The organism is Winogradskyella marincola, assembly GCF_029624125.1.
Lineage (GTDB): Bacteria > Bacteroidota > Bacteroidia > Flavobacteriales > Flavobacteriaceae > Winogradskyella > Winogradskyella marincola.
Window position 1 is genome coordinate 410,548 of sequence record NZ_JARSBN010000001.1, and the last position, 15,683, is coordinate 426,230.

Here is a 15,683-nt window from a genome sequence, read left to right on the forward strand (position 1 = left end):
TCTTTTGTTTTTTAATAGGTATCGGAAGAACAACGGATTCCGACGTGCCACCTATAAAACTATGTTTTACAATGTTTTAAGCCATTTTTTTTAACATTTAAAACAAGTCTTTTCAGTATATTTTCGGAAGAAGAGTACGTGATTATTTTAATTTTCCTAGTTCTTTTCTAATCAAAGGCGATATGTCGTCAATTCCCAAACCCTCTAATTTAACTAGTAGAGAATTCAGTAATTTTTTTTGTGAGGTTTCAGCAAAGTATTTAGGACCTTCATTCGCTTTTTTATACGAGGTATTAGAATTTGTTTTTTGATAAAATATAGATAAGTCTTCGTACCCACCAACTATTTTAACAAGAAGTAAAAATTTATTTAAGCTAATTGACCTTTTCTTCGATTTTAAATAGTCATGATATAATAAGTAACCAATTATCATTCTTTCATCATCATCAAATCCATTTAGTTTGCTTTGAATTTCAGAATCCTTGTCATTTTTAGAGCTACTCGTTTTTAAAACGTCAACATCCATTGGTAAATTTATTTCAGTTTTTATCCTATTAGGATGTTTTAAATCTAGCATTTCATTATATGGTTTAGAATCTCTGAAATAAAGATTACTAGAGTCATCAAAATAAATATTTTGGTAACTTTCAGTGTCATACACCAAGCTATAATAATCACGATGGTTATACAAGTGCCTGGATAGATAATCAAGAGCATCACGTCTCGCTAGATCTACAACAAAATTTAATAATTCCTTTTCAGAGTATTTCTCATACAGAGAAAAAATATGATTCTCAAATACTAATTCAATTACCTCATATGTACTTCCCTCATAAATCATTTTATTACAATCAAATACATTCATAGAATTTGAATATTTACCCTTGTAAAGATCATAGTAATGTATGCTACGCCCCTTAACCTCTTCTATGATATCTTTATAAAAAGAACTAAAGGTTCTTTTTATAGATTTATTACTCTTAAAAATAACAACAACTAAATGTTTTGATCTTTTAATTACTGCCTCGTAATGATATTTATATAGTAGAGTTACATCCATTGCTATTTCAATAAATTAGAGTAGTCCTTTGGTAGTTGGGCATCAATACTCCTTAGATAGTTTTCCAATCCAGACATTGAGGTATGACCAGTAATCAACATCAAATCACTCTTAACTTTGTGAGGCGAGCTTTCTCTTGCCAGTTTCCTATACATTTTGGCGATATAAGTGTGTCTAAAGCTATATAGTCCATATTCTGAATTGAGTCCTAACTTATCCTTAACTTCTTTAAATTGTTTTGTGTAATAGTCCTTACGACTGCTTTCTTTTACTAACCATTTTTGCCCTAGGGAATCCTTGGAGAACAAAGGATGGTTTGGATCAAAGTCCTTCAAATTTGGGATTTCCTTCAATAAAATCTCAGGGATTATTTTAATTTTTACGGGTTGGTTTTTTGCCACTACATAGAGTTTTTTGTCTTGGATATCGATATCCTTGATTTTCAAGCGACATATTTCTATAGGTCGAAGTAGTGCATAACAAATAAACTTAATGAACAGTAATAAGGTTAGATCTGACTTTTCTAAATAGCTAAAAATTTCATTTTCCTGCTTAGGTGAAAAAGACTTATTTCTTTTAGGCGTAGCTTTTAGAATATTAATCTCTTTTATAAAATTTTGTGCAATTATATCATTGTCCTTTAGTGTTTGAAAAAATGAGGATAAATCCGTTCTTGCATTGTTTCTATTTCTGACACCTGTTTCTTCTAATCTTTGATTTAAATAAGTAATAACAGTCTTTTTCTGAATACTCGTAATATCAGACTTAGTGCTAAAACCATTATTAAGTAACCATGTATTAAACTTATTAATCCTACTCCTGTACTTAACAAAAGAGTCGTGTGTCATAACATTCTCTTTTAATTTCAATACCAGTTCGAAAGCCTCCTTCAACTTTACATTCGTCTCAACATCATTATCTTGTTCAACTTTCAAATTAGTTGGAACTTTTAAAGAAATTGAGTTATTCTTTGTCCTTTGTTTATTTTCAAGTCTTTCTTCTAGATATTTTTTAAGGCTAGAGTTGTCCTCATAAGGATTATAACCTTCATTTAATATGATTTCAAGACTTTGCTTTATAATCTTTAAAATATGGTATCTGGATCTTTTGTCCTTAAACCTATTTGCACCAGCTTTAATATTTGTTTGTCTTTTTAAAAGACCTGTTTCAGGGTGTCTAAACCTGTAATGTACGTACCAATCTTTTTTTAAAGCCTCAGACTGCTCCGATTTAGTGAGTTTAGACCATTGATTGATGTCTACCCCTCCAGTATAAATTTTAGGCTCGGAATAATTGGCTTTCATGGATAAAACGTGTACGTTTTCGTGTACTTTTTGTAAAAGTAAGAAAATAGAAGACATAAAAAAACGGATTGTGAATACACAATCCGTTGATTTTAATGGCTTTCGCCTTAGTAGCGGGAACTGGACTCGAACCAGTGACCTTCGGGTTATGAGCCCGACGAGCTACCTACTGCTCTATCCCGCGATATCGGACTGCAAATATACAACCCTTTTTAACTTTAGCAAGTTTTTATACAAAAAAAGTGCTCAAATTATTTGAACACTTTTTTAATCTATTTATTTAGTGGTTTTTGGATAATCTTTAATCATCGTCATCATCTTCTGAATCTAGAGTTGCTAAAGCACCTTTCATATTTACTTCGTCTAAATCAAAGTCTACAATATTTGGTAATTTATCTTTTAAAGCAGCGTAGTTACCTTTAAAACCATTATTGCTTAACAATAATGTTTTTAGATTTGATAACTGAGCTAATTCGCCTGGCAAATTTCCATAAAAAGCATTATTAGATAATACTAACTCTTCTAGTTGCTCTAACTCTCCTATTGAAGAAGGAACTGTTCCTAACAGACTATTATCAAATAAACTTAATACTTTTAAAGACTTAAGGTTAGAAATACTAGAAGGTAGTTTTCCAATTAATTGGTTACTACTTAAAATAAGGCTTTCTAAATTAGTTAAATCACCTATAGAATTTGGAATTTCACCAAAAAAACTATTGTTGTATAACTCTAATGTTTTAAGATTTTCCATTCGACCAATGTCTTTTGGCAAAGCACCAGAAAAATTGTTAGAAAACAACTGAAGTGTTTCTAAATTGGTCAAATCGGTTAATGTTTTTGGTAATTCACCTTCTAATTTATTGAAAGCTAAATTTAATACTCTCAGAGAGGTTAAGTCAGAAATTTCGTTTGGTAACTTACCAGTAAGGTTATTGAAACTCAGATCAATTTCTACAATTTCATTACCTTCAAGGGTTACACCATGCCATTCTTTTACTGGCTGATCCATATCCCAAGAGGTATTCCAAGAATCTCCGTTAGTTGTGTTGTAAAGTGCTACTAGCGCGTCTTTTTGACTTTGTGATACGTTTGCATATGTAAATACAGAAAGCAAGCAACATAGTAGGGTTAATTTAATAGTTTTCATAAAGTTAGATTTGTGGATGGGGCACATAAACTATTCGAAAATAGGCACTTATACCTTAAACTGCAAATTTTTTCGATGAACTACATATGTTAAAATTTTAAATCGTTGATTTTCAACTATTTAAAATTATTCATTGTTCTATATTTTCGGCTTGAAAACTTACGATTTGTTGATCTGAAATAGTAATGGAAACTTGAATAGGATTACAGCAAATTTCACAATCTTCAATGTAAGTTTGCTGATTTTGGGACACATCTATTAGCATAGAAATTTGCTCCCAACAGTAAGGACATTGAAAAAAGTGTTCTTCCATTCTTTAGCTGTTTTTAGAATTGAACATTTAACAACTCGCCACTAATTTGAAGCAATGTTAACTCAGCTAATTTTGCATCATATTTTGCTTGACTTCTGCTTAATTCTGCGTTCAACAAATTGATTTGGGCTTGTCTAAACTCAATTGAATTAACCTGACCTATCTTGAATTTCTCTTGAGTTCTATCAAAATTATTCTGAGCGGTAACAATATTTTTATCTTGAATGTTATAAATATCGAGCTTGTTCATATAATCATCCCAAGCGTTATTAAAATCGCGCTCAATACTCAATAGGATATTTTCTTTTTGAAGTTGTTGTGTTTCAAGATTAATCTTTGCATTTCTTACTCTGTTGATGGTTGCGCCTCCATCAAACAAATTCCAACTCAGATTAATACCTCCTGATAATCCTGTATTTGTTGATGTGGTTAAAAACGATGCTGCGTTGTTGTTGTTTTTGTTCCAGCCGTAAGAACCTGTTAAACCAATAGTTGGCAAGTATGCGGATTGACCAGAATTAATATCTAACTTACTAATGGCTATGTTTTTTTCGGTTTGAAGTAAAGCCACATTTCTTCGTTTAGCTTGTTGAAATAAGCTGTCTTTTTGAAATTGTAACGTGAAGTCCACTTCAGTTTCTACATCGTAATCTTCAGTAAACGTCTCGCCCAACACCAATTTTAAATCGCGCTTAGCATTTTTTAATTGCTGTCTTGTATTGATGATATTAATACTATCGTTATTGATATCTACTTCAGCATTTAAAACTTCGAGCTTTGTATTTTGCCCATATTCAAACTGATATTCTGCTCTTACTAATCGGTCTTTGGTAACAGTTAGTGTTTCTTCAAGCGTGTTTAAATTATCGGACAATTGCGCCACATTGTAGTACACCGAAAACATTTGAATAATCGTATTTTCAATCGTTTCTCTTGCTTGTAATTCGGTTAATTGGTACTGTTCCTTTAAACGTTTGTAGTTGTAACGTCTTCCTAAACCATCAAACAAGGTGTAGTTAAGATTTACACTAGCGTTATATCTAGAACTCTCAGCACCATTTAAGACTGTAACATCTCCGTTAGAAAATTCGGCTTCCGTATTATCTAAATTATACGTTGCACCTGCACTACCTGTCACTGTTGGCAAGTAACCTGAATTTAAAATACTGGTGTTATTCTCTGCAACAGCCAAATCATTCTTGGCAATTTGCACACCATAATTATTCTCTAAAGCTTTAGAAACAGCCTCTTCTTTTGTTAGTACATTTTGGGCTTGCAGATTAACACAATATAAAACGCCCAAAACAATTAATATATGCTTAATGCTCTTCATTACCTTCATTTTGTTCTTTTATAGCGCGTTCTACTTCTTCCTTGGTAATATCTTTTCCGGTTACCAGCCATTTGGTATTCTTCTTAATGTTATTGCTGAATGACAAAAACAACGGTAACACCAACAAGGTTAAAATGGTTGCATAAGCAATACCAAAGGAAATGGAAATTGCCATTGGTTTTAAAAATTGTGCTTGCCTACTTTTCTCTAATAGTAAAGGCGCCAAACCTGCTATTGTAGTCAATGAGGTTAAGAAAATAGCTCTAAAACGCGATTTACCTGCTTCGGAAAGTGCCTCGTCAAATTTCATTCCCTCTTTTAGATTACTATTGAATTTCCCAATGAGCACCAATCCATCATTAACCATAATACCTATTAATGCAATGATTCCTAAAAGGGATAAAATATTAACAGGAAAATCTAACAACCAGTGTCCCCAAGCTACAGCTGTTAAACTGAAAGGAATCAATAAAATAAGCAATAACGGTTGCGAATAACTTCTAAACGTAAACGCAATTGTAATGTATATTAATAATAGAATAATAGGTCCTGCAATTGCTAGAGAGCTTGTTAGCTTACCTGCTTCCCTATTTTGTCCTTCGTAAGACGTTGTAATTGTTGGGTATTTTGATTGTAATTCAGGAATAAAATCTGTTCTAATATTTTCTATAATATCAGTAGCACTTGTACTTGGGTCTTTTAAATCTGCATACACTTGAATTTCGCGTTTGCCTTCCAAGTGATTGATGGCTACATCGCCACGTTCTATGCTATAGGTTGCGATATCCTTTAGAGTTACACGTTCACCAATAGGTGTTACGATTCGCATATCGTCTAAATCGTTAATAGAACTTCGGTTGTTTTTATCGTAACGTACCCAAACTCTAATTTCGTCTTGTCCTCTTTGGAAACGTTGCGCCTGAGCTCCAAAAAAACCTGAACGCACCTGAGACATTACACTTCTTAAATCTAAGCCAAGTAAGTATGCGCTTTCTTTAAGTTCTAATCGTATTTCCTTAATTCCGGCTGGGTCATTATCGCCAATATCTTTTAGCAATGGATTAGATTGTAAATGCTCTTTTAATTCTAGTTTGGCAGCTTTTAATTCTTCAATATTATTACTTAGTAAGGATACTGAAACCGGATTACCACCAAAATTTCCACCAGAACCATAGATTAATCGTTCTGTACCAATTACTGGACCAACCAATTCTTCTAATCTGTTGGTTATTAAAAACGATTGAATTTCATCTGGTCGTTCTTCGCCTGGCAATAAATTGATTCTTAAATTGGCTGAAGAACTACTGTTAATAGACACTATTGTATTTTCAAACAATTGCTTGTCTGTTCCTTTTAAATACTTTTCAGTAAGCTCTTGATTAACGATGAATGATTTTTCTTCAATCATTGAAATAATAGAATCGGTAATCTTTACATTGGTACCAGCAGGCATTACCAACTCTATATTAGCTGCATCACTCGCAATTCTTGGAAAAAGGGTTACACCAATAATTCCACCTCCAAGAGAGCCAAATGTTAGTACTAAAAGCGCAACAAAGATTCCTAATGAAAAAAGCTTAAATCCTAATATGAAATTTAAAACTGGCACGTAGAATTTGTCTCTTAAAAAAGACATTATTCTATCGCCAAGCTTATTTAACCCTCTCATAAAAGAGAAAAACTGCTTGGTTTTAGATGTGCTATCGTTATTAATTTTTTGCTGACGTAATGCTTTAGAATGTGCTAAATGCGCAGGTAAAATTATTAATGCTTCCACCAAAGAGACGACTAAAGTAAGTATTACAATGACCGACACTTCACTAAAAAATTCTCCTATTCTACTATCTAAAAAGAAGAATAAAGAAAAAGCCAATAATGTTGTAATGATAGCAGAAACCACAGGTGGAATTACTTCCATAGTACCATCAATGGCAGCCTGAATTGGTTTTTTACCTTTCTCGTAATGCTGATAGATATTTTCGGCAATAACAATACCATCATCAACCAGAATACCAATAACGATAATCATACCAAAGAGCGATAATACGTTTATGGTAACATCAAATTGAGATGCGAACATAAACATTCCTAAAAAGGAAATCGGCAACCCAAAGGCTACCCACAATGCCAATCTTGTATTTAGAAAGATTGAAAGGAAAAATAACACCAACAGTATACCTTGCCAAGCATTTTTAAACAATAACCAAGTACGTTGCATTAAAGGAATAGACCTATCACTAACAACATCTATTTGTACGTTATTGTACTTTTGATTATACGCTTCTATGTATTCATTAACTTTATCTGCAGAAGTAATTAAATCTTCATTATTAGTACTTGTGATAGCAACATTTACAGCTAACTCTTGGTTAAAATAAGTGGCATTTGGCGTTTCAGAAAAACGGTCTCTAATAATTGCTACATCTTTAAGACGAATAACTTTTCCGTCTGCAGTAGCTCTAACAATGATGTTAGACAGCTCTTTACCGTAATACTCTCTGTTATTTGCTCTGATTAAATATTCTTCGGCAACAGTCTTTACATTACCACCTGTAACTAAAATATTTGCACCACTAACAGCTTCTGCAACTTCGGTAAAAGTTAGGTTATAGGCCAGTAAATCATTTTCGTTGACTGCTATTTCAATTTCTTCATCAGGAAAACCAGAAATTTCAATTTGCGAAATACCATCAATTGCTCGTAAGTCTGATTCTACCTGACGTGCTAGTTGCTTTAACGTTACCAGAGGAATATCTTTTCCGCTGAGCGCAAAAGAAATAGTTTCCCTTACAGCTTCTTGCTTAGAAACCACCAGAGGCTCCATTCCTGTTGGAAACGATGGTACTCTATCTACTGCATTTTTCACTTCGAGAAGCATAAAGTCTAAACTTTCGCCTTTTTCGATTTCTACAGTAATACTTCCACTATTTTCTCGTGACGTTGAAGTAACTCTATCTATACCTTTTAAGCCTTTAAGATTATCTTCAATTTGAAGCACAATTCCCTCTTCTATCTCTTGTGGCGAAGCACCAGGATAAGTAATGGCAACATTTATTATTCTTGATTCGGTTAATGGGAAAAACGAAGATTTCAGCGACAAATAACCTATAATACCAAACACAAAAAATGCCAGTATAAATACATTTACTGCAACGTGGTATCTTATAAAGTATTCTATTAACTTTCTCATTATTCGGCAGAATCTGTTGTTGCAGCTTTAACTTGCATACCTGCATAAGCACCAGGTACTGGTTTTCTTAAAATGATGGTTCCGTTTGGCACCTCTTTTAAAACCACAGTAGCATCAGAAAAATGTGCAGGTTTTACAGGAATAACATCCAAAAGACTATCCTTGACTACGTAAATTTCTTGACTATCCAGAAGCAGATTTCTATCAATTTCTATAGCATCATTTACTTTTTCGGCATTAAGGTTTGCCTCTAAGTACATTCCTTCTTTTAAATCGTCGTGCTTTACTTCAACAAAAGCAGTGATAGTTTGCGTAGTAGCATCAATACTTCCGTTAACTCTAGAAACTGTTCCTTGGTAGGTTTTTGTTTTTTCTAAATTAGAAAGGGTTACAGCTTCGCCTTCCTTTAGTACATCTGCATAAGATTTACTTACAGCTACTTGCATTTCGTAAACCGATGGATTTATGAATTCTCCTAATTTTTGTCCACTTCTTACAAGTGTACCTTCCGTTACTAAAGCTTCGGTTAATATCCCTGTAAAAGGTGCTGAAATTCTATATTTAGCTAAACGTTGTTCTAGATTTTTTACGTTGTAATATGCACTTACTATACCACGACCTGTGATAAAATAGTTTTCCTTTTCGCCAGATATTTCTGGTAATTGTGGTGTGCTTTTATTTAAATCAAAACCATTAAGATAGGCTTGCCATTTAGGATAAACATCTGTAAAATCTAATCTCAAATCTGGCATAATTGCAGCAATACTATTGTAAAGATTACTCTTTGCAGATTGCACACTAGCATAATATTCTGAAGCATCTAAACGAATAAGTGTTTCGCCCTGATTGAATTTTTGACCAGCTTTAAAAAGTTTATTTCCGGTTTTAAAAACACCTTGTACTTCAGAATACAACTCTACGCGTTGCTTTGCTGTAAGATTCCCATTTGCTGAAATGACAATAGGCACTGTTGAATTTTCAACTGTATCTACCAAAACTGTTTTAACCACTTTTGGCACTACAGGTTTAGGCTTGTTTTTATTCTCAATAAGATATTTTGCGAAAAAGTATGCTCCAACAATTAAAGCAATACCCAAAACGGAAAGGATAATTTTTCTGGTCATAATGAAAGCGGTCATCAATAACGTACAAAGTTATTGTTATCATTATGCGCAGTCGTTAAAATAATCTTAATGTTGCTATGAAATTTCTTCAATTTGAATGGTAACTTCTTCCCATTCTTCCATCAACTGTTCTAAAGTTTTCTTTTTTTCTTGATAATCGTCAAAGAATTTAGGGTCAGAAGCCGTGTTATCGTAATCTGTTTCCAGTTTAAAGTCGTCTTCTTTAATAGCTTTTTCCAGCTGATTTATTTTAGCTTCAATATTACTCAGCTTGTTATTGAGCGACTTTACTTTTTTCTGGTCTTCGTAACTTTGCTTATTGCTTTCTTTAGGTTTATCCTCTACAACGGTTCGCTTTTCGGCTTCTCTTAGATTTTCAATATTACGTTGCTCTAAATAGTAATCGATGTCTCCAAGGTATTCCTTGATGTTTTGGTCTTTAAACTCGTAAACCGTTTCGGTTAATCCTTGCAGAAAATCCCTGTCGTGAGATACCAAAATAAGCGTACCTTCAAACTTTTTGAGCGCATCTTTTAGTACATTTTTAGACTTAATATCTAAGTGGTTGGTAGGCTCATCCATTATTAAAACATTCAATGGCTGAAGCAATAGCTTTGCCAATGCCAAACGGTTACGCTCACCTCCAGATAAGACTTTTACGTACTTTTCTACCTCTTCGCCTCTAAATAAGAATGCTCCTAAAATATCACGAACCTTACTACGGTTGGTTTCATTTGCAGCATCAATCATTGTATCTAAGACGGTTTTGTTACCGTCTAAATATTCGGCTTGGTTCTGTGCAAAATATCCTATTTGCACATTATGCCCTAGATTAACATTGCCATCGTGCTTTAAGTCACCAACGATGATTTTAGCTAAGGTTGATTTTCCTTGACCGTTCTGGCCGACAAATGCAGTCTTTACGTCTCTTGGGACTGTTAAATTCACATTATTAAGAACTTGTAAATCACCATAATTCTTTGAGACATTTTCAATCTCAACTACCACTTTTCCTGGTGTAATAGACACTGGAAAATTTAAAGTCATTACGCTATTATCATCTTCATCAACTTCAATGCGATCAATCTTATCCAGCTTTTTAATTAACGATTGTGCCATTGTAGCCTTAGAGGCTTTGGCTCTGAATTTTTCAATCAGTTTTTCGGTTTGCTGAATTTGCTTTTCCTGATTTTTTTGGGCTGCCAATTGCTGCACTTTCATTTCCTTTCTTAAAGCTAGGAATTTTGTATATGGCTTGTTGTAATCGTAAATTCTTCCTAATGAAATTTCAATAGTTCTGTTGGTTACGTTATCTAAAAACATTTTATCGTGCGAAACAATTACAACTGCTCCTGGATATGTTTTCAGAAAGTTTTCTAACCAGATGATAGATTCGATATCTAAATGGTTTGTAGGCTCATCTAACAACAGCAAATCGTTATTTTGAAGCAGTAACTTTGCGAGTTCAATACGCATTCGCCATCCACCAGAAAAGGTATCTGTGAGCTTATCAAAGTCTTCGCGCTTAAATCCTAAACCTTGAAGAATTTTTTCGGTATCACCTTGATAATTATAACCTCCTAAGATTTCGTATTGATGTTGAATGTCATTTAAATCAATCATTAATTGGTTATAGGTTTCACTTTCGTAATCTGTACGTTCTGCTAACTGAGTATTAATGTTTTCTAGCTTAGTTTCACACGCTTTAATCTCTTTGAAGGCTTCGTAAGATTCTTCTAAAACGGTTTTACCAAAATCGAAATCAATGTCTTGTTTAAGAAAGCCGATTTTCAAGTCTTTATCTGCTGCAATTTGTCCAGAATCTGATTCTTGTTCTTTGGCTAAAATCCTTAGCATTGTAGATTTACCTGCACCATTTTTACCGATTAAACCAATGCGGTCTCCTGCACCAAGTTTAAATGTAATGTCTTCAAAAAGATATTCACCTTGAAATGATATGGACAGATTATGAATATTGAGCATATATAGTTTTCTTAAAAATACAACTGCGTTAAATGTTACAATTGTTACAAATATAGACTTGTAAAAAGGCTATTTTTGTAGTTCAACAAAACGCAAAAGTAAAGGATTTAGCTATGATTAGAAAAGGAATGAAATTATATAGTATACTTTTTGGAGCTTGCCCTAAGTGTCATCAGGAATCTATGTATGTAAATAAGAATCCTTATGCTGTTTCCGAAGTTTTAAAAATGCACGATCATTGCTCGCATTGTAAAACAAAATATCAAATAGAACCTTCTTTCTTTTATGGTTCTATGTATGTGAGTTATGGTGTAGGTATTGCGTTTGCAGTAACTGCTTTTATTATTAGTTATGTTATTCTTGGTTTTTCTGAAATGGTAGGTTTTATTAGTATTGTTGGTACTTTGCTTGTTTTCTTTCCTATTATCATGAGACTTTCTCGTAACATTTGGATAAACCTTTTTATGAAATACGATAAAAAGTTAGCTAAGAAATAAGCGTTATCAATTGAAACGCGAAATATTAATTTCTGAATCTAAAGGTGTATTATTTTCTATAAATTGATAAAGCTTTTGCGCTACATAAGGAGCTATCATAACACCTCTTGTACCAAGACCATTTAAAACATATAAATTTTGATATTCGGCATGTTGGCCTACCAAAGGTCTACGGTCTTTTACTGTAGGTCTAATGCCTGCTAAGTGTTGAACAACTTCGAAATCACATTCTAAAAACGTTTTTAGCTTATTGACCAACTCCTGTTTGCCTTCTTCAGTTGGGATATTACTTTTGTCGGTCCAATTGTATGTTGCTCCGACTGCATATAGGTCTTTCTCTAATGGAATAATAAATACCGAAGACTTAATACCAAAATCTATATTAAGGTTAGGAGCTTTAATGACTAAAACCTCACCTTTGGTACCATTAAGTGGAATATCTTTAAAATAAGGATTGTTTTTAACTCCAAATCCTTCAGCAAAAACTACTTGTTTTGCTTTTATATTTTCATAAGAAACTCCGTGTGATGAAACTTTAAGATTTTGATGTACGAAGCGCGATTCTACAAGGCTTTGATTTTCCTTTAAAAATGTTTTGTATGCATGTATAAGCTCTTCTGTGTCTATTCTGCCTGCGTGTAACACCTCACCAAATCCGAATGGAGCATCTATAAATTCATTAGTGTTTTTGACTAATTGTGTAGAAAGGTAAGGCTCTAGTTTGGGTTTATCAGAAGCATTAAACCACAGATTTTGTTCTTCTATAGATGTAAATCTTCTAAGTATTCTCAGCTTATGATCTATTTTTATTTTTAGATCTTGTTCTATTTTTTTATAAACAGGTAATGCTAAGTCTAGCTGCTCCTTTGCCTTCCAAACCTCTGAAAATCGTTTTAAAATCACAGGATTATACAAACCCGCTGCCACAATAGAAGATTGCTGAGACCTATCATCAAATACAATAAATGATTTACCATTAGCTCTTAATTGTTCACTAAAAGCTATACTGGCCAAACCACAACCAACTATAATATAATCTACTTGTTTCACTCTGCAAAAATACAAGAAGCGCAGACATGCTCGGCATGAGATATTAAAATTAATTGTATAAAAAAACGCTCACTAAAAGTGAGCGTTTTAAGTATTATAATGAAAAGTTAACTAGTAACTCCACATGTCTTGTTCAAAATCTCTAATCTGATCTTTGATACGCTCAGATTCTAAAAGTTGCATTAAAGCATTATCAGCTACATACTCCTTTACTTCTCTATCACCATACACGTTATCTTCCTTATAAATGATTCCGTGAAAACGACGACTATTAAGTAAATGATCAAAAGAGATTGGTGTAGAGCTATTATCACTATTAAAAGCTTTTGCTTCATGTAAAATATCTCTTACCTCTGGAAAGAAAACCCAAAACATAGCTATAGGCTCTTTTTGTGCCTCATCTTCTGAATCGATAAAGTTTACATCTGGTGCTGCTGGTGCAATACCTAGAATTCTATATTTTAATTCGCCTTGACGCTTATCAAAATACCATAAACCTTTAATTAAATAAGAGCTAATATCTGCTGGTTCAATATTTCTTTCAATGATGTATTCTTCAGGGATTTCATCCTCTGACACACCATTTTCATTCATATATTCGATACCTGCATCTGTAATCTTTCTCATTCTTAAAGCAGCCTCTATATCCTTAAGAGTACGCTCTTCTGTAAAGTAAGAATCTCCGTAAATTCTAGAAATCATACCACTTTCGATGTTTTCCATTAAAACCTTATATAAAGATTTACGGTCATCACCTAAGTTACCATCTACAGGAAAATATAATGGAAAGTTTACACGCTCGTCTAATACAACTTTTTCCCAAATCATTTTTGAGTATAAGATGTCTCTATCTCCTACATAACCGTATTCTAAAGGCTTATCATTGTCTAAAAGCAATTCGGCTTCGGTCTTCATACCTATTTCTTCAGGTATTTTTGCATTTAGGATATTAGCTTGTGCAAAAGCGCTATTTGCAGCTATAACCATTAATCCTGTATATATAAAGCTTTTAAATTTCATCTTATTAATTATAATTTGGGTTTCTTAATCTTTATAACGTTAATACTTTCTGTAAATTGTTATTAGTTACTAGTAACCTCAACAATTACAGGTGATACGTTTTTAAGTCTGTATTTTGAATTACCTTGGATTTTTGCTTTAATATCAAAAATCGTAATGTTATCTCCTCTTCTAGCTTTTTTGATAGCCGCCTTAGCTTGTGCATTCATTTTTGTACCAGCTACATTAACTGTAGGTTGACCTGGAACTCTAATTTTGAATGATGTAACCTGGATTGGTAAATCAAATACGAAATCGTCTAATTTCGCAGCTACAGTACCTATCTCAACATTACGCTTAGGTAACTTTACAACACCTGATTGACCAGCTATAACACCTGTTGGTGCAGGAATATCCTTAATTCTAAATGTTTTACGGTCGCTTACTCTTGAACCATCATCTAAAGTACCTGTAACATTAATTGTAACTTCACTACCAGTTCCTGGGTTCATTACATATTTACCTTGTCCTGATGCTCTAGATAAACCGCTACCTGATGCAGCTACTTTATTATCTGCAATACCTGCAAAAGAAATAGTCATTGGGTTTGGTACACCACGGTAAACTACATTCATTTTATCTGCTGAAATTGTTGCAGAATTAGGTCTTGGTACAACTACATATTTACCATTAAAGTTAATAGGTAATTCTTCACCTTTTTCTAAGAATGTAAATTGTCCATTAATATCATGCTCACCAACATTTCCTACTGTAAACTCTATTCTTGCAGCACCAGTAGAGTCGATTGCACCTTCTCTATTCATGTCTAAATCTGTATCACCAACTTTTAATTTTGTTGGAGTTACATTAGCATACTTACCTAAAACTACAGATCCTGTAAATTTTTCACCAGCAAAAAATGCATTTTTGTCTGGTATAACAATTGCAGTATAATTCTTTAAAGAAGTAGCTTCATCTACAGTATTACCTAAGAATACATTGTAAAGGTTTGCTTCAGTTGCTTTAATATCATTTTGCATAGCTGTAAGCTTAGTATAAGAAGCTACAGCTGGGAAACCTTTAAAGTTGTAATCTAACCAACTTTGTGGCTTGCCATCTTTATTAGTTACTTCAGATGTGCTAAAACGACGCTCTAGAGTTTCTTTAGCTGGGTTGTAAGCAACATCATCACCTAATAGGTTATTAATATCTGATTTGTATTTATTGATTCTATCAACAAATGCTTGACCTTCTTTTGTAAGACGATCACCAGTAAACCAAAATTCGTCTAAAGCATCTCCTTTATCCATTTCTTCTGCCGGTAACTCACCTTCTTCTTTATACTTTTCAGCATAATTACCTTTAGTTAAGATCATTTTCTTTTGACCTTCTAGGTATGTAAAGAAATCATTAGATATAGAACTTACTTTCTGAGCATTATTGTATGCTACACCAAAATCTTTTGGTTTTTCACTAGCCTGCTTTTCTAAACCTTTTAACAGTGTAGTGTTAGAAGCTACAGCTAACTCATTTGCGTTTTCGAATTTATTATTGAATAAGCTAAATGCAGATAGTATCTCTTTACTTGTTGTCATTGCAATCATTGCAATAAACACCAAGTACATTAAGTTAATCATTTTCTGCCTTGCAGATAATTTTCCTCCTGCCATTGTAATTAGTTTT

At 33.1% G+C, this 15,683-nt stretch carries 12 protein-coding genes and 1 tRNA gene; 1 reads left to right on the plus strand and 12 read right to left on the minus strand.

The window, feature by feature from the left end; translation table 11 throughout:
* Positions 1-142: 142 nt before the first annotated feature.
* The 9 genes from P7122_RS01955 to P7122_RS01995 form a co-directional block, all read right to left on the minus strand.
* Positions 143-1,060: a hypothetical protein gene (locus P7122_RS01955; protein ID WP_278004089.1), complete on the minus strand. Its 918-nt coding sequence runs from the start codon at positions 1,058-1,060 to the stop codon at positions 143-145.
* Positions 1,061-1,062: 2 nt separating this feature from the next.
* Positions 1,063-2,421 carry a tyrosine-type recombinase/integrase gene (locus P7122_RS01960; RefSeq protein ID WP_278004090.1) on the minus strand — a complete coding sequence of 453 codons (1,359 nt, stop codon included), beginning with the start codon at positions 2,419-2,421 and terminating at the stop codon, positions 1,063-1,065.
* 54 nt (positions 2,422-2,475) lie between these two features.
* A tRNA-Met gene (locus P7122_RS01965) sits at positions 2,476-2,548 on the minus strand.
* Between the two features lie 117 nt (positions 2,549-2,665).
* On the minus strand, positions 2,666-3,511 hold the full coding sequence (locus P7122_RS01970) for a leucine-rich repeat domain-containing protein (protein ID WP_278004091.1): 846 nt from the start codon (positions 3,509-3,511) through the stop codon (positions 2,666-2,668).
* A 130-nt stretch (positions 3,512-3,641) separates the two neighbouring features.
* A complete protein-coding gene (locus tag P7122_RS01975) occupies positions 3,642-3,824 on the minus strand; it encodes a CPXCG motif-containing cysteine-rich protein (RefSeq protein WP_278004092.1) in 183 nt (60 codons plus the stop codon).
* 13 nt (positions 3,825-3,837) lie between these two features.
* Positions 3,838-5,157, minus strand: coding sequence for a TolC family protein (locus P7122_RS01980; protein WP_278004093.1), 1,320 nt, complete (start codon positions 5,155-5,157; stop codon positions 3,838-3,840).
* A complete protein-coding gene (locus P7122_RS01985) occupies positions 5,144-8,347 on the minus strand; it encodes an efflux RND transporter permease subunit (protein WP_278004094.1) in 3,204 nt (1,067 codons plus the stop codon). Before P7122_RS01985 ends, P7122_RS01980 begins: the two co-directional genes overlap by 14 nt.
* Positions 8,347-9,471, minus strand: a complete 1,125-nt coding sequence (locus P7122_RS01990) for an efflux RND transporter periplasmic adaptor subunit (RefSeq protein ID WP_278004095.1) — start codon at positions 9,469-9,471, stop codon at positions 8,347-8,349. Before P7122_RS01990 ends, P7122_RS01985 begins: the two co-directional genes overlap by 1 nt.
* 75 nt (positions 9,472-9,546) lie before the next feature.
* Positions 9,547-11,454 (minus strand): ABC-F family ATP-binding cassette domain-containing protein, encoded by a 1,908-nt coding sequence (locus P7122_RS01995; protein WP_278004096.1) that lies wholly within the window; start codon positions 11,452-11,454, stop codon positions 9,547-9,549.
* A gap of 113 nt (positions 11,455-11,567) precedes the next feature.
* Between P7122_RS01995 and P7122_RS02000 the strand changes: the two genes are divergently transcribed.
* A complete protein-coding gene (locus tag P7122_RS02000) occupies positions 11,568-11,951 on the plus strand; it encodes a DUF983 domain-containing protein (protein WP_278004097.1) in 384 nt (127 codons plus the stop codon).
* Positions 11,952-11,957: 6 nt separating this feature from the next.
* Here P7122_RS02000 and P7122_RS02005 read toward each other — a convergent pair whose 3' ends face one another.
* From P7122_RS02005 to porM, 3 genes are all read right to left on the minus strand, one after another.
* Positions 11,958-13,001 (minus strand): NAD(P)/FAD-dependent oxidoreductase, encoded by a 1,044-nt coding sequence (locus tag P7122_RS02005; protein WP_278004098.1) that lies wholly within the window; start codon positions 12,999-13,001, stop codon positions 11,958-11,960.
* 111 nt (positions 13,002-13,112) lie between these two features.
* A complete protein-coding gene (gene porN / locus P7122_RS02010; RefSeq protein WP_278004099.1) occupies positions 13,113-14,021 on the minus strand; it encodes a type IX secretion system ring subunit PorN/GldN in 909 nt (302 codons plus the stop codon).
* Positions 14,022-14,083: 62 nt separating this feature from the next.
* Entirely contained in the window at positions 14,084-15,670 is a 1,587-nt protein-coding gene (gene porM, locus P7122_RS02015) for a type IX secretion system motor protein PorM/GldM (RefSeq protein WP_278004100.1), read from the minus strand.
* Positions 15,671-15,683 lie beyond the last annotated feature (13 nt).

Excerpts from the sequence above, each read along its gene's own strand:
- P7122_RS01955 (WP_278004089.1), bottom strand. The coding sequence starts at position 1,060 with ATGGATGTAACTCTACTATATAAATATCATTACGAGGCAGTAATTAAA.
- P7122_RS01960 (WP_278004090.1), bottom strand. The coding sequence starts at position 2,421 with ATGTCTTCTATTTTCTTACTTTTACAAAAAGTACACGAAAACGTACAC.
- P7122_RS01970 (WP_278004091.1), bottom strand. The coding sequence starts at position 3,511 with ATGAAAACTATTAAATTAACCCTACTATGTTGCTTGCTTTCTGTATTT.
- P7122_RS01975 (WP_278004092.1), bottom strand. The coding sequence starts at position 3,824 with ATGGAAGAACACTTTTTTCAATGTCCTTACTGTTGGGAGCAAATTTCT.
- P7122_RS01980 (WP_278004093.1), bottom strand. The coding sequence starts at position 5,157 with ATGAAGAGCATTAAGCATATATTAATTGTTTTGGGCGTTTTATATTGT.
- P7122_RS01985 (WP_278004094.1), bottom strand. The coding sequence starts at position 8,347 with ATGAGAAAGTTAATAGAATACTTTATAAGATACCACGTTGCAGTAAAT.
- P7122_RS01990 (WP_278004095.1), bottom strand. The coding sequence starts at position 9,471 with ATGACCAGAAAAATTATCCTTTCCGTTTTGGGTATTGCTTTAATTGTT.
- P7122_RS01995 (WP_278004096.1), bottom strand. The coding sequence starts at position 11,454 with ATGCTCAATATTCATAATCTGTCCATATCATTTCAAGGTGAATATCTT.
- P7122_RS02000 (WP_278004097.1), top strand. The coding sequence starts at position 11,568 with ATGATTAGAAAAGGAATGAAATTATATAGTATACTTTTTGGAGCTTGC.
- porN (WP_278004099.1), bottom strand. The coding sequence starts at position 14,021 with ATGAAATTTAAAAGCTTTATATATACAGGATTAATGGTTATAGCTGCA.
- porM (WP_278004100.1), bottom strand. The coding sequence starts at position 15,670 with ATGGCAGGAGGAAAATTATCTGCAAGGCAGAAAATGATTAACTTAATG.